Annotated in this window: 12 protein-coding genes and 1 tRNA gene; 8 read left to right on the forward strand and 5 right to left on the reverse strand. The window is 64.9% G+C overall.

The window, feature by feature from the left end:
• Positions 1–28 precede the first annotated feature (28 nt).
• From ppdK to ACTIFP_RS07080, 8 genes are all read left to right on the forward strand, one after another.
• Entirely contained in the window at positions 29–2,689 is a 2,661-nt protein-coding gene (gene ppdK, locus ACTIFP_RS07045) for a pyruvate, phosphate dikinase (protein ID WP_439568004.1), read from the forward strand.
• Between the two features lie 95 nt (positions 2,690–2,784).
• Positions 2,785–3,360, forward strand: a complete 576-nt coding sequence (locus ACTIFP_RS07050) for a DUF1214 domain-containing protein (RefSeq protein ID WP_439568005.1) — start codon at positions 2,785–2,787, stop codon at positions 3,358–3,360.
• 1 nt (position 3,361) lies between these two features.
• Positions 3,362–3,889, forward strand: a complete 528-nt coding sequence (locus ACTIFP_RS07055; RefSeq protein ID WP_439568006.1) for a DUF1254 domain-containing protein — start codon at positions 3,362–3,364, stop codon at positions 3,887–3,889.
• Positions 3,890–3,933: 44 nt separating this feature from the next.
• Positions 3,934–4,010, forward strand: a tRNA-Arg gene (locus ACTIFP_RS07060).
• A 44-nt stretch (positions 4,011–4,054) separates the two neighbouring features.
• Positions 4,055–5,098, forward strand: coding sequence for a glucokinase (locus tag ACTIFP_RS07065; RefSeq protein ID WP_439568007.1), 1,044 nt, complete (start codon positions 4,055–4,057; stop codon positions 5,096–5,098).
• A 43-nt stretch (positions 5,099–5,141) separates the two neighbouring features.
• The gene (locus tag ACTIFP_RS07070) at positions 5,142–5,882 is read left to right on the forward strand and encodes a gamma-glutamyl-gamma-aminobutyrate hydrolase family protein (RefSeq protein WP_439568008.1); all 741 of its coding nucleotides are present in this window, start codon (positions 5,142–5,144) and stop codon (positions 5,880–5,882) included.
• Positions 5,883–6,085: 203 nt separating this feature from the next.
• Entirely contained in the window at positions 6,086–7,459 is a 1,374-nt protein-coding gene (locus ACTIFP_RS07075) for an aspartate aminotransferase family protein (RefSeq protein WP_439568009.1), read from the forward strand.
• 20 nt (positions 7,460–7,479) lie between these two features.
• On the forward strand, positions 7,480–8,415 hold the full coding sequence (locus ACTIFP_RS07080; RefSeq protein WP_439568010.1) for a DUF808 domain-containing protein: 936 nt from the start codon (positions 7,480–7,482) through the stop codon (positions 8,413–8,415).
• A 133-nt stretch (positions 8,416–8,548) separates the two neighbouring features.
• Here ACTIFP_RS07080 and ACTIFP_RS07085 read toward each other — a convergent pair whose 3' ends face one another.
• From ACTIFP_RS07085 to ACTIFP_RS07105, 5 genes are all read right to left on the reverse strand, one after another.
• The gene (locus ACTIFP_RS07085; RefSeq protein ID WP_439568011.1) at positions 8,549–9,679 is read right to left on the reverse strand and encodes an ABC transporter ATP-binding protein; all 1,131 of its coding nucleotides are present in this window, start codon (positions 9,677–9,679) and stop codon (positions 8,549–8,551) included.
• Positions 9,680–9,800: 121 nt separating this feature from the next.
• The gene (locus ACTIFP_RS07090) at positions 9,801–10,643 is read right to left on the reverse strand and encodes an ABC transporter permease (RefSeq protein ID WP_439568012.1); all 843 of its coding nucleotides are present in this window, start codon (positions 10,641–10,643) and stop codon (positions 9,801–9,803) included.
• Positions 10,643–11,548: an ABC transporter permease gene (locus ACTIFP_RS07095; protein ID WP_439568013.1), complete on the reverse strand. Its 906-nt coding sequence runs from the start codon at positions 11,546–11,548 to the stop codon at positions 10,643–10,645. The genes ACTIFP_RS07090 and ACTIFP_RS07095 overlap by 1 nt, the downstream gene beginning before the upstream one ends.
• 19 nt (positions 11,549–11,567) lie before the next feature.
• Entirely contained in the window at positions 11,568–12,674 is a 1,107-nt protein-coding gene (locus ACTIFP_RS07100; RefSeq protein ID WP_439568014.1) for an ABC transporter substrate-binding protein, read from the reverse strand.
• A gap of 91 nt (positions 12,675–12,765) precedes the next feature.
• Complete coding sequence (locus tag ACTIFP_RS07105) at positions 12,766–14,157, reverse strand: glutamine synthetase family protein (RefSeq protein ID WP_439568015.1); 1,392 nt, start codon at positions 14,155–14,157, stop codon at positions 12,766–12,768.
• Between the last annotated feature and the right edge of the window lie 6 nt (positions 14,158–14,163).

Raw genomic sequence — 14,163 nt, forward strand, 5'->3', positions numbered from 1 at the left:
CTCCTCCCCGGGGCAGCAGGAGCATATGATGACGAAGATGGTGCATTTGTTCGGCGGCGCGGCCACCACGGCCGAGCGTTCGAAGGAATTGCTGGGCGGCAAGGGGTCGAACCTTGCCGAAATGGCCTCGATCGGCCTGCCGGTGCCGCCGGGCTTTACGATCACCACCGACGTCTGCACCGCTTATTATGCGAACGGCGAACAATTTCCCGCGGGGCTGATCGAACAGGTCGCGAGCGGGATCGCGCATATCGAAGGGATTACGGGGAAAAAATTCGGCGACGCCGCCGACCCGCTGCTCGTGTCGGTGCGTTCGGGCGCGCGCGTGTCGATGCCGGGGATGATGGACACCGTGCTCAACCTGGGGCTCAACGACCGTACGGTGGTCGGCCTGTCGGAAGCGTCGGGTGACCCGCGCTTCGCGTGGGACAGCTATCGCCGATTTGTCCAAATGTACGCCGACGTCGTCATGGGGCTCGACCATGCCGAGTTTGAGGAGGCGCTGGAAATCGCCAAGGAGGACCGTGGTTTCTACCTCGACACCGAAATGTCGGCGGCGGACTGGCAGGCGCTGGTCAAGGACTATCAGGCGATCGTCGAGCGTGAGACCGGCGCGCCGTTCCCGCAGGAGCCGAACGACCAGCTGTGGGGCGCGGTCGGCGCGGTATTCGCCAGCTGGGAAAGCGACCGCGCGAAAGTCTATCGCCGCCTGAACTCGATCCCCGCCGAATGGGGCACCGCGGTCAATGTCCAGGCGATGGTGTTCGGCAACATGGGCGACACGTCGGCGACGGGGGTGGCGTTCACGCGCGACCCCGCGACCGGTGAGCGCGCCTGGTACGGCGAATGGCTGATCAACGCGCAGGGTGAGGACGTCGTCGCCGGCATCCGCACCCCGCAATATCTGACCACCGCGGCGCGCGAGCGGGCGGGGGCGAAGCCGCTGTCGATGGAAGAGGCGATGCCCGCGACCTTTGTCGAGCTCGGCCAGGTTTTCGACACGCTCGAAACCCATTATCGCGACATGCAGGACATCGAATTCACCGTCGAGCGCGGCACGCTGTGGATGCTGCAAACGCGGTCGGGCAAGCGCACTGCAAAGGCGGCGCTGAAGATCGCGGTCGATATGGCGGCGGAAGGGCTGATCACCGAAGAGGAAGCCGTGGGCCGCGTCGATCCGGGCGCGCTCGACCAGCTGCTCCACCCGACGCTCGACCCCGATGCACCGCGCGACGTGTTGACCAAGGGGCTGCCCGCCAGCCCCGGCGCGGCGTCGGGCAAGATCATGTTCACCGCCGATTCGGCCGAAAAGGCCGCCGAAATGGGCGAGGCGGTGATCCTCGTGCGCGTCGAGACATCGCCCGAAGACATCCACGGCATGCACGCCGCCAGGGGCATTTTGACCGCCCGCGGCGGGATGACCAGCCACGCGGCGGTGGTCGCGCGCGGCATGGGGCGGCCGTGCGTATCGGGCGCCGGCGGGTTGTCGATCGACGGCCATGCCCGCGTGCTGCGCGTCGCCGGGCGCGAGCTGCGCGAGGGCGACATCCTGACTCTCGACGGATCGACCGGCGAAGTGATGGCGGGCGAGGTCAAGACGCTGCTGCCCGAACTGGTCGGCGATTTCGGCACGCTGATGGCGTGGGCCGACAAGGTGCGCCGCATGAAGGTGCGCGCCAACGCCGAAACCCCGCAGGATGCGCAAGTGGCACGCGATTTCGGCGCCGAGGGCATCGGGCTGTGCCGCACCGAGCATATGTTTTTCGACGCAGCGCGGATTACCGCGGTGCGCGAGATGATCCTGGCCGACAGCGAAGCGGGTCGCCGCGCGGCGCTGGCCAAATTGCTTCCCGAACAGCGCGGCGATTTTGCCGCGATCTTTGAGGTGATGGCGGGGCTGCCGGTCACCATCCGCCTGCTCGATCCGCCGCTCCACGAATTCCTGCCGACGCGCGAAGAGGATTTCGCCGACGTTGCCGCCGCGGCGGGCGTGGGGATCGAAGCGCTGAAGGCGCGCGCCAACGAGCTGCACGAATTCAACCCGATGCTGGGTCATCGCGGGTGCCGCCTCGGCGTCACCTACCCCGAAATCTATGAGATGCAGGCGCGGGCGATTTTCGAGGCAGCGTGCGACGTGGCCGCTGCCACCGGTGCGGCGCCGATCCCCGAGGTGATGATTCCGCTGGTGGCGACGCGGCGCGAATTCGACCTGATGAAGGCGGTCGTCGACGCGCAGGCGAAGGCGGTGTTCGCCGAAAAGGGGCGCGAGATCGCGTACCTTGTCGGCACGATGATCGAACTGCCGCGCGCCGCGCTGATGGCGGGCGAGATTGCCGAGACAGCGGAGTTTTTCTCCTTCGGTACCAACGACCTGACGCAGACGACGATCGGCATCAGCCGCGACGACGCGGGCCGCTTCCTGACCCAATATGTCGACAAGGGCATCTTCCTGACCGACCCATTCGTCAGCCTGGATGTCGAGGGCGTCGGGCAGCTGATCGAGATCGCCGCCGATCGCGGCCGCAAGACGCGCCCCGACGTCAAGCTGGGCATTTGCGGCGAGCATGGCGGCGACGCGCCGAGCATCCATTTCTGCGAGAAAACCGGCCTCGACTATGTCAGCGCCTCGCCCTACCGTGTGCCGATTGCCCGGCTGGCGGCAGCACAGGCGGCGTTGAAGGCGAAATAATCGTCGCCCCCGCGAAGGCGGGGGCTGCTATCGGCCTTGCACAACGCCGCCAGCGGCCCCCGCCTTCGCGGGGGCGACGGGCAGGGGACAGGCGCGTGAAAAGCTGGCACCGCTATGCGATCACTCTGGTGGGCGGCTTGGCTGTCGGGCTTGGCGCCGCCTGGGCGCTGACCAACGGCGGACTGGGCGACGGCGCGATCCGCAACGGGCCGTGGACGACCTCGTTGGGTTACGGGACCAAGGCGACCGATCCGTTGACCCGCGCGATGGTCGCGCGGTCGGGGCTGCTTGCGTTGCCTGCCAAGGAAACCGTCTATTGGTCGGCCAAGACCGATGCTGCGGGCGCGCCGCTCGACGGCAATTGCCGCTACCGCCTGTCGGGCGCGCCGCTCGATGCGCGATGGTGGAGCGTCACCATCTATGACGAAGCGGGCTATCTGGTCGCCAATCCGGCGAACATCTGGTCGGTCAATGGCGCCAATGTCGCGCTCGATGCCAGGGGCGAATGGCGCGTCACCATCGCGCCGACGAAGCCCGCCGCCGGGGCGTGGTTGCCGGGGATCAAGGGCCAGCGCTTTCACCTGACCTTGCGCATGTATAATCCGGGGCCGGGGTTCCGCGCCGATCCCGCCAAGGCGGTGCTGCCGCAAATCGTGCAGGAGGGCTGCTGACATGCGAAACTGGCTTGGTCCGTTCGCGCTTGGCCTGATCCTGGCCGCTGCGACGGCATGGGCGGCGATTGCCTATATCCCCTATGGCCTGATGAACGTCGCGATGGAGCGGCTGGGGCAGGGCGGGGTCAATATCATGTCCTATGGCAATCTGGCGACCCCGGCGCGCCAGCCGGTCGTGCGCCCCAGCCCTGATCTCGCCTATTCGAGCTGCCCCTACGACCTGGCGGCGGGGCCGCTGGCGATCGACGTGGGGCCGGTGGCCGGGCGCTACACCTCGCTCAGCATCTTCGACGCCGCGACCGACGTGATTTTTGTCCGCAACGATGTCGAGGCGGGCGGCAAACCGTTCCGAATCGTCGTCGCGCGCGACGGGCAGGCGGTGCCGGCGGGGGCCGAGGTCGTGCGCACCGGTCACGACCGCGGCATCGCGCTGATCCGTCTGCTGCTCAAAGACCCCAAGGAAATCGGCGGGCTGGACGCGGTGCGGCGTCAATCATCCTGCGCGACGGTCACAAAGCTGAAATAGGGGGTTGCGCCCCCGCGCGGTGCCCCTTAAAGGCGCCTCTCCACGCACCCGTAGCTCAGCTGGATAGAGCACCAGACTACGAATCTGGGGGTCGGACGTTCGAATCGTTCCGGGTGCGCCATTTCCGCAAATCCGGACATCCCGCCCTTTGCCGAGCGCATAGCTATGCCCTGTTGCATCGCTGCGGGGCATGCGACATTCCCGCACGGCAAAGCCGCAACCGAGCGGCGAGGGAGAGATATGAGCGAAACCATCGTCACGGTCGACATCGGCGGTACCCATGCGCGTTTTGCGATGGCCGAGATCGCGGGCGGCCGCGTGCTGTCGCTGGGCGAGGCGACGACGCTGCATACCAAGGATCATGCAAGCTTTCAGACCGCGTGGGAGGATTTTGCCGAGCGTCAGGGCGGCCTGCCGCGCGCCGTCGCAATCGCGATCGCCGGGCCGACGCGCGGCGAGATCATCCGCTTCACCAACAATCCGTGGATCATCCGTCCGGCGCTGATCGGCGAAAAGCTGGGCGTCGATCGCCATGTGCTGGTCAATGATTTCGAAGCGGTGGGCCATGCGGTGGCGCAGGCCGACGCCAGCTTTTTCGAGCGGCTGACCGGCCCCGACGAGCCGCTGCCGGAGACCGGCACGATCAGCGTCATCGGTCCCGGCACCGGGCTGGGCGTTGCGCATATCTGGCGCGACGGCGCCGACTACCGCGTTCAGGCGACCGAGGGCGGGCATATCGACTTCGCGCCGCTCGACAGCATCGAGGATGCGATCCTGGCGCGATTGCGCAAGCGGCACCGGCGGGTGTCGATCGAACGGATCGTTTCGGGCCCGGGGATCGTCGATATTTACGAAACGCTGGCGGGGCTCGAAGGGCGTGCGGTGACCCCGCTCGACGACAAGGCGATCTGGACCGCGGCGCTCGGCGGGCAGGACAGCCTTGCCGCCGCGGCGGTCGACCGCTTCTGCCTGTCGCTGGGCAGCGTCGCGGGCGACCTGGCATTGGCGCAAGGGGCGAGCGGGGTGGTCATCGCCGGCGGGCTGGGCCTGCGCATCCGCGACAGCCTGGTGCGTTCGGGCTTTCCCGAACGCTTCATCGAAAAGGGTCGGTTCGAAGGGTTCATGGCGGCGCTGCCGGTGAAGCTGATCACCCATCCGCAGCCCGGCCTGTTCGGCGCCGCGGCGGCGTTTGCGCGCCAATACGTCTAAATTAGCACTGGCGCGCCGCCGCGAAAATCGGCAGCTAAGGACCATGTCCGCGCGCCCTGTCCTTGGCATCATCGCCTGCAACCGCATTGTCGGGGTCGAGACGGCGCAGGCGGTGATGAACCGCTATGCGACCGCGGCGATGCAATATGCCGATTGCGCGGCGCTGATCATCCCGTCGCTGCCCGAATTCATGCGCGCCGACGAGGTGGTCGGGCGGCTCGACGGGGTGCTGCTGACCGGAACCCCATCGAACGTCGAACCGGCGCGTTATGGCGACGCGGGGGCGGGCGAGGGCCCGTTCGATCCCGACCGCGACCGCATGATGCTCGAACTGGTCGAAGCGGTGATCGCGGCGCAGCGGCCGCTGTTCGGTATCTGCCGTGGCTTTCAGGAGATCAATGTTGCGCTGGGGGGCACGTTGCGCCGCGATACCTCTGCGAGCGCGGAGCTGCTGCACCACCACGCCCCCGACGGCGCCGATTTCGACGCGATGTTCGACCATCGTCACCAGGTCGATCTGGTCGCGGGCGGGATGCTGGCCTCGGCTTATGGCGCCGCGTCGCTCGACGTAAATTCGGTGCACTATCAAGGCGTCGGCGACCTCGCCGACGGGCTGGCGATCGAGGCACAGGCGCCCGACGGGCTGGTCGAAGCATATAGCGCGCGCCCGAACGGCGCGCCGCTGCTCGCGGTGCAATGGCACCCCGAATGGGCGACCGGCGAAAGCGATGACAGCCAGACCTATTTCCGCTTGCTGGGCCGCGCGCTAAGGGGCGAATTATGAACCGGCGCGTTACCCGTTATGACCGCTATCTCGCGCGGCTCTGTTTCTCGCCCTGAGCAAGGACTCCCCTCCCGCTTGCGGGAGGGGTTGGGGGTGGGGTGAGCCACAGGCGAACATCCATCCTCTCGTCCCTTGGACGCGCTGCGCGCGTGCCCACCCCTAACCCCTCCCGCAAGCGGGAGGGGGACTTCAGGAAGACTAACATGCCCCGCAATCACGACATCGCCGAACTCAAGCGCCTCGACGTCGCGCACCATCTTCCCGCGCAGGCCGATTGGGCCGAAATCGAAAAGCTCGGCGGCAGCCGCATCATCACCCATGCCGAGGGTTGTTACATTCATGACGGCGACGGCCATCGCATCCTCGACGGGATGGCGGGCCTGTGGTGCGTCAATGTCGGCTATGGCCGCGAGGAGCTGGTCGAGGCGGCGGCGGCGCAGATGCGCGAGCTGCCTTTTTACAACACCTTCTTCAAGACCGCGACGCCGCCGACGGTGACGCTGGCGGCAAAGATCGCGAGCCTGACGAACAATCGCCTGCCGCATGTCTTTTTCAATGCGTCGGGCAGCGAGGCGAATGACACGGTGTTCCGCATGGTGCGCCATTATTGGAAGCTGAAGGGCGAACCGAACCGGACCGTCTTTATCAGCCGCTGGAATGCCTATCATGGCTCGACCGTCGCCGGGGTTTCGCTGGGCGGTATGAAGGCGATGCACGCGCAGGGTGACCTGCCGATCGCCGGGGTCGAACATGTCCGCCAACCCTATGCCTTTAACGAAGGGCAGGGGATGACCGAGGAGGGATTCTGCGACGCCTGTGTGCAGGCGATCGAGAACAAGATCCTGGAGGTCGGCCCCGAAAATTGCGCCGCGTTCATCGGCGAGCCGGTGCAGGGTGCGGGCGGCGTGATCATCCCGCCCAAGGGCTATTGGCCCAAGGTCGAGGCGGTCGCGCGCAAATATGGCCTGCTGGTCGTCGCCGACGAGGTGATCTGCGGATTCGGGCGCACCGGCAAGATGTGGGGGCATGAGACGATGGGATTCGCGCCCGACCTGATGCCGATGGCGAAGGGGCTGTCGTCGGGCTACCTTCCGATCTCGGCAACCGCGGTTGCGGCGCATGTTGTCGAGGTGCTCAAGACCGGCGGCGATTTTGTCCATGGTTTTACCTATTCAGGCCACCCGGTCGCGGCGGCGGTCGCGCTCAAGAATATCGAGATCATTGAGCGTGAGGGGCTGGTCGAGCGCACCGGCAGCGTCACCGGCCCGCATCTGGCGAAGGCGCTGGCGAGCCTGAACGACCATCCGCTGGTCGGCGAAGCGCGCTCGATCGGGCTGCTTGGCGCGGTCGAGATCGTTGCCGACAAGGCAACCCGGGGGCGCTTTGGCGGGGCCGAGGGCACCGCGGGGCCGATGGCGCGTGACGCGTGCATCGCGAACGGGCTGATGGTCCGCGGCATTCGCGACAGCCTGGTGATGTGCCCGCCGCTGGTGATTTCGGAGGGGCAGATCGACGAGATGGTTGCCATCATCCGCAAATCGCTCGATGAGGTGCTGCCCAAGCTCCGGGCGCTCTGAACAGGAAAGACCAACACCCTATGCCCTCCGGCCTTTTTGCCCTGCTCGACGACGTCGCCACGATCGCCAAGGTGGCGGCGGCGAGCATCGACGATATTGGCGCCGCCGCGTCGAAAGCGGGGGTGAAGGCCGCGGGGGTGGTGGTCGACGACGCCGCGGTGACGCCGCGCTACGTCACGGGTTTTCAGCCCAGTCGCGAACTGCCGATCATCTGGCGCATCGCCAAGGGGTCGATGTTCAACAAGCTGGTGCTGATCCTGCCTGTCTTGCTGCTGCTGTCGGCGGTGGCGCAATGGGCGATCACGCCGCTGCTGATGGTCGGCGGCGCCTATCTGTGCTTCGAGGGTGCCGAGAAGGTCTGGCACAGCTTTGCCGCCGAAAAACACAGCCTGGCTGAGGACGCCGCCGAGGTTGTCGATCCCAACCATGAAGAGGTGATGGTGAAGGGTGCGATCCGCACCGATTTCATCCTGTCGGCCGAAATCATGGTGATCGCCCTCAATGAAGTGCTGACCGAGCCGTTCGCAATGCGCGCCGCGACGCTGATCGTGGTGGCGATCGCAATCACGATCGCGGTGTATGGCGCGGTCGGGCTGATCGTCAAAATGGACGATATCGGGCTGCACATGGCGAAGGAAGGCAATAGCGCGCGCAAGGCGATCGGGCGCGGGCTGGTGTCGTTCATGCCCAAATTGCTCGCCGCGCTGGCGCTGATCGGGACCGCGGCGATGCTGTGGGTCGGGGGGCAGATCGTGCTGCACGGGCTCGACGAATATCATATCGGCAATCTGGGCCACAGCCTGCACGATTTTGCTCATGCGGTGGCGGGAAATCTGCCTGCCGCGGGCTTGTGGGAATGGCTGATCAACGCTGGCGGGGCTGGGGTGTTCGGGCTGGTGCTGGGCGGGGTGATTGTTGCGGCGCTGCATCTGGTCCCGGGGAAGAAGGCCCACTGATTTCGCCCTCTCCTTGAGGGGAGGGCAGCGAGACTTGGGAACTTGTTCCCTAGTCGCAGCGGGTGGGGGTCAGCGGCCTTGCGCTGCGCCGCGAACCCCACCCCAACCCCTCCCCTGAAGGGGAGGGGCTAAATTACCCCAGCAAAACCACCGGACTATCGGCGCGCCAGTGCATGCTGACCTTGTCGTCCCAGGTGAAATCCTCTTGGTCATGGCGCGACAGGTTGGGGCGTGACACGCGGATGCGCGCGCCCGCTTCCAGTTCGATCTCGAACAAGGTGATGTCGCCGAGGTAGCTCATCCCTTTGATCTTGCCGCGCGCGAAATTATAGCCGTCGGGGGCATCCTGCGCCGCTGCCTTCACCGCCTTGCCTTCGCCCGGAACGTGAAGATAGATTTTCTCGGGGCGCAGCGCGATCCACACGTCGGCGCCGTGCGGGCCGGTGACGCCATGGTTCAGATAGACTTTGCCAAGGCCGGGGCATTCGACCGCCGCCTTGTCGGGTTCGTCGAGCGTCAGCTTGCCTTCGAAAATGTTCACCGAGCCGACGAAGTCGGCGACGAAGCGGTTGGCGGGATATTCGTAGAGGTCCGACGGGGTCGCGAGCTGCGCCACCTCGCCCTTGTTGATCACCCCAATGCGGCACGCCATCGACAGCGCCTCGTCCTGGTCGTGGGTGACGGTGACGAAGGTGATGCCGACCTTTTCCTGCAATTCGGACAGCTCGAACTGCATTTGCGCGCGGAGTTTCGCATCGAGCGCCGAGAGCGGCTCATCTAGGAGGAGCACTTTCGGCCGCATCACCAGACTGCGCGCGAGCGCGACGCGCTGGCGCTGGCCGCCCGACATCTGATCGGGCATGCGTTCGCCAAAGCCGCCGAGCTTGACCAGGTCGAGCGCCTCAGCCACGCGGTCCTTGATCTCGCCGCCTTTCACCCCGGCGATTTTCAGGCCGTAAGCGACATTGTCGGCGACGCTCATGTGCGGGAACACCGCATAGCTTTGGAACACCATGTTGACCGGGCGCTTGTTCGGCGGGATGCCCGCCATGTCCTGCCCGTCGATCAGGATCTTGCCCTCGGTCGGCAGTTCGAACCCGGCGATCATTCGGAGCAGGGTGGTCTTGCCGCAGCCCGACGGACCAAGCAGCACGAAAAATTCGCCGGCGTTGATGTCGAGGCTGACATTGTCGACCGCGGTCACCTTGCCAAAGCGTTTCGAGACATTCTGGATCTGGATGATCGGTTTGGGCGCTTCGGTCATTGTCAAAGGTTCAACCTAACAACACCGTTCGCATCGAGCGAAGTCGAGATGCCCATCGGCAGTGCCCGCCTTCGGGGTGTCTCGACTTCGCTCGACACGAACGGAAACAGGGGGTGGTCCATCAATGCGTCTCCGCAATGGCTTTTACGCCCTGGGCCTTGAGCGCGATGAAGGTCAGGACGACGGTCAGGATGATGAGCAGGGTCGACGCCGCATTGACCTCGGGCGTCACCGAGAAGCGGACCATCGAATAGACCTTCACCGGAAAGGTGATCGTGTCGGGGCCGCTGGTGAAATAGGTGATGACGAAATCGTCGAGGCTGAGCGTGAACGACAGGAGCGCGCCCGCGACCAATGCGGGCTTGATGTGCGGGATCAGCACGTCGCGGAACACCTGACCCTCGCTGGCGCCGAGATCCTTGGCCGCTTCCTCCTGCTCGCGGTTGAAGGTCGCGAGCCGCGAGCGGACGACCATGGTGACGAAGGGGAAGCAGAAGGTGATGTGCGCGATGGTGATCGCGCCAAGGTTGAACGGCCAGACGAGGTCGGTCGGCCAACCGACCGCGGCAAAAAACATCAGGAAGGCGACGCCGAGGCAGATTTCGGGGACGATAATCGGCAGCGAGATCGTGCCGTCGATCGCGCCCTTCCACGGAAAGCGAAAGCGCCACAGCATCACCGCGGCGAGGGTGCCGAGCACCAGGCTGGCCAGCGTCGCCAGCGCCGCGATGGTCAGCGAGTTGATCAGCGCCTCGACCAACTGGTCGTTGCCCAGCGCTTTTTCATAATATTTGGTGGTGAAGCCGCGCCACACGACGTTGCGCTTGCTGTCGTTGAAGCTGAAAATCATCAGCACGACCAGCGGCGCGTAGAGGAAGACCATCACCGCGCCGACCCACAGCCGCATCCACAAGGTGCGGCTATATTCGAGCGGGGCGACGGGCGTGCGCGCGAAGAGCGCCATCAGCGGACCTCCGGCACTTTTTTGCGCATCGATTGCAGCGCAATCAGGATGAACATCGCATAGATGAGGAGGAACGACAGCGCGGCGCCGAACGGCCAGTCATTGGCTTTCTTGAACTGGCGTTCGATGACGTTGGCGATCATCTGGCTGTCGGTGCCGCCCATCAGATCGGGGGTGAGGTAGGCGCCGAGCGCGGGGATCAGGGTGATCATCACCCCGGCGATGATGCCGGGCGCCGCCAGCGGCACGACGATGCGCATGATGGTACGGAAATGCCCGGCGCCAAGATCCAGGCTCGCCTCGATCAGGCTGCGGTCGAGCCGGTCGAGCGCGGCGTAGAGTGGCAGCACCATGAAGGGCAGGTGGACATAAACGAGCCCGAAGACGACCGCGAAATTGTTGAACAGCAGCTGCACCGGCTCCCACGTCGGGAGCGGCTGCAGCCCGACGAGCGTCTTGATCCAGCTCGTCCCTTCCCACAGCGCGCCCATGCCCTTGTTCGCAAAGCCCTGCGTGCCGAGCAGCATCATCAGCGCATAGGTGCGGATGAGGAGGTTGGTCCAGAAGGGCAGCATGATACCGAGCAGCAGCCACGGCCGCCATTTCTCGCTGGCAAAGGTGATTGCCATCGCGACCGGAAAACCGACGATCAGGCAGATCAGCGTCACAAGCGCGGCGACCGCGAAGCTCTTGCCGAAGATGGAGAGGTAGAGCCACTCAGTGGCGCGCTTGTAGTTTTCGAGCGTACCCGAAAATTCGATTTCGGTCAGGCCGCGGTTCTCACCAAAGCTGTAGAGCCAGACGATGGCCATCGGCACGAGGAAGAAGGCGACCACCCAGAACAGCGTCGGCAGCGACACCGCCGCGAAAGTCCTTTTGCTCGTCTTCCAATCCTGTTCGGCCACCCCCCCAAGCCTTCCGTGATTACGCCGCCCGCACCCGCGTGAAGGCTTCTTCGTACAGCGGCTGCAAGGTCGGGTTGAACTTGGCATATTCGCATTTCGCCAGCACGTCGGCGGGCGGATAGATGACCGGGTTGTTCTTGTAACTGTCGGGCATCAGCGCCTTGGCCGCGGCATTGGGGGTCGGGTAGAGGATCGTCTCGGTGATCTTCTTGCCAACCTCGCCGTCGAGCAGATAGTTGATGAAGGCGTGCGCATTCTTCGGATGCGGCGCGCCTTTCGGGATGCAGAGGTTATCCGAATTGAGCTGGCTGCCCTCCTTGGGCACGACGAAATCGATGTCGTCGTCCTCGGTCATCGCTTGCGCGATGTCGCCATTATATTCGAGCACCAGGTCGACGTCGCCCTTGAGCAGCAGATCCTGCCCGTCGTCGACGTGGAAATTCTTCACATTGGGCTTTTGCTTGATCATCAGCGCTTCGATGGTCGCGATGTCGGCGGGGGTCAGCGCGTTGACCGATTTGCCGAGATATTTGCCGTAAAGACGGAACATGTCGCCCGCCTCCGACAACAGCGCGATGCGGCCCGCATATTCTGGGCTGTCGAACAGCACCTTCCAGCTGTCGGGCTTCGCCTTCACCTTTGACTTGCGATAACCGATGCCGAGCGCGAGCCAGGTGTAGGGCATCGAAAACTTGCGGCCCTTGTCATATTCGACGTCGATGAAGGTCGGATCGACATTTTTCATGTTCGGGATTTGGGCATGGTCGAGCGCCTGCAGCATTCCCGCCTGTGCCATGCGTTCGACAAAGTCGTTCGAGGGCACGATGACGTCGTAACCGGGGTTGCCGGCCTTGAATTTCGCGAACAGCACGTCGTTGCTGTCGAACAGATCCATCTTAACCTCGACGCCCGAGGTTTCCTTGAAATCGTCGAGCGTCGTTTCGCCGATATAGGTGTCCCAGTTGTAGAAGTTGAGCTTGCCCTCTTCGCCATTGGCGAGTTTTTTGCCTTCGCCCTTGCTGCACGCCGCGAGGCCGCCGAAGCTGATCCCGATTGCCGCGACCCCCATCGCCTGCAGCAGCGACCGGCGCCCGCGGGTTTGCTTGATCAGTTCGTTCAGATCCATGACGGCCTCCCTGTTTGTGGCGTCAAGCTGACTCAATAAGCGCGGCTTGAAAAGAGGTTATTTTGCACCGCAACAGGAATCTTTGAAATATTCATGCGTTGCGCAGGTACCAATCGTAATCGAGCGTCGGGACGACGCCGAAATAGCGGTCCTGCTCGACACGTTTGACGATGCTGAACATATCGACGAAGCGTGTCCCCAGATAATCGCGCATCAGCGCCGAGCCATGGAAGCGATCGACCGCGGCGAACCAGTTCGACGGCGGCTTGTCGTCGCCGCTGTTGTCGCGGTCGTAGCCGTTGCCGACGACCGCGGCGCCGGGGTCGGTCTTGTTTGCCACGCCATGATGCATACCCGTGAGCACCGCGGCGACCGCGAGATAGGGGTTGGCGTCGGCGCCGCAAGCACGATGCTCGACATGGCGGCTTGGCGGTGGGCCGGCGGGGATGCGAAACGACACGGTGCGGTTGTTGACCCCCCAGGTCGGCGCGACCGGTGCGTAGCTGTTCGCCTTGAAGCGGCGATAGCTGTTGGCGTGCGGGGCAAAGAGCGCGAAGGCATCGCCGACGGTGGCGATCATGCCGCCGATCGCGTGGCGCAAGGCGGGAGTGCCTTCGGGGTCGTCGCTCGCGAAGATGTTGGTGCCCGACCCATCGTTAACCGAGACATGGATGTGCATGCCGCTGCCCGCCTGCTCGGCGAACGGCTTGGCCATGAAGGTGGCTTCCAGGCCGTGCTGCTGCGCGACCGCCTTGACCAATCGCTTGTACATGATGGCATCGTCGCAGGCGCGCAGGGCGTCGGGTTTGTGGCGCAGCGTCAGCTCGAACTGACCGGGGGCAAATTCGGAAATCGCGCTTTCGAGCGGAATGCCCTGCGCGTCGGTCGCCGCATAAAGCGCGTCGAAGAAGGGCCGGAAATCGTCGAGCTCGCGCAGGCCATAGACCTCGACATTGCGCGGCGTGTCGCGGCTGTAGCCGGGGCGGGCGGGGCGCACGGTGCCGTCGCGGGCGCGGCGCGGATCGACGAGATAGAATTCCAGCTCGACCGCGAGCACCGGGGTCAGCCCGTCGGCGACAAAGCGGTCGATCACGCCGCCCAGCACATGGCGCGGATCGAGGTCGTGCGGGGTGCCGTCGAGCTCGTAGAAATCGACGAGGAACTGCGCCGCATGGTCGCCGCCCCACGGGGTGCGGACAAGGGTGCCGGGGATCGGCTTCATCGACCGGTCGGCGTCGCCATCCTCCCACACCAGCCCGGTTTCGACGGTATCCTGCCCGGTGATGTCGACGACGGTGATTGATCCGGGGAACATGCGCCCGCTTTCGTAAACCGCCATCACTTCGTGCTGGCGCAGCCGCTTGCCGCGCGGCACGCCGCCCATGTCGGTATAGATCATCTCGATCGAATCGACGTCGGGGTTCGCCTTGAAAAAGGCCTCGGCCTCCGACCGCGGCGCCACAATGCCTGATGATTTCGACATCGCCCG

Origin of the sequence: Sphingopyxis sp. (genome assembly GCF_051861155.1) — a bacterium.
GTDB lineage: Bacteria > Pseudomonadota > Alphaproteobacteria > Sphingomonadales > Sphingomonadaceae > Sphingopyxis.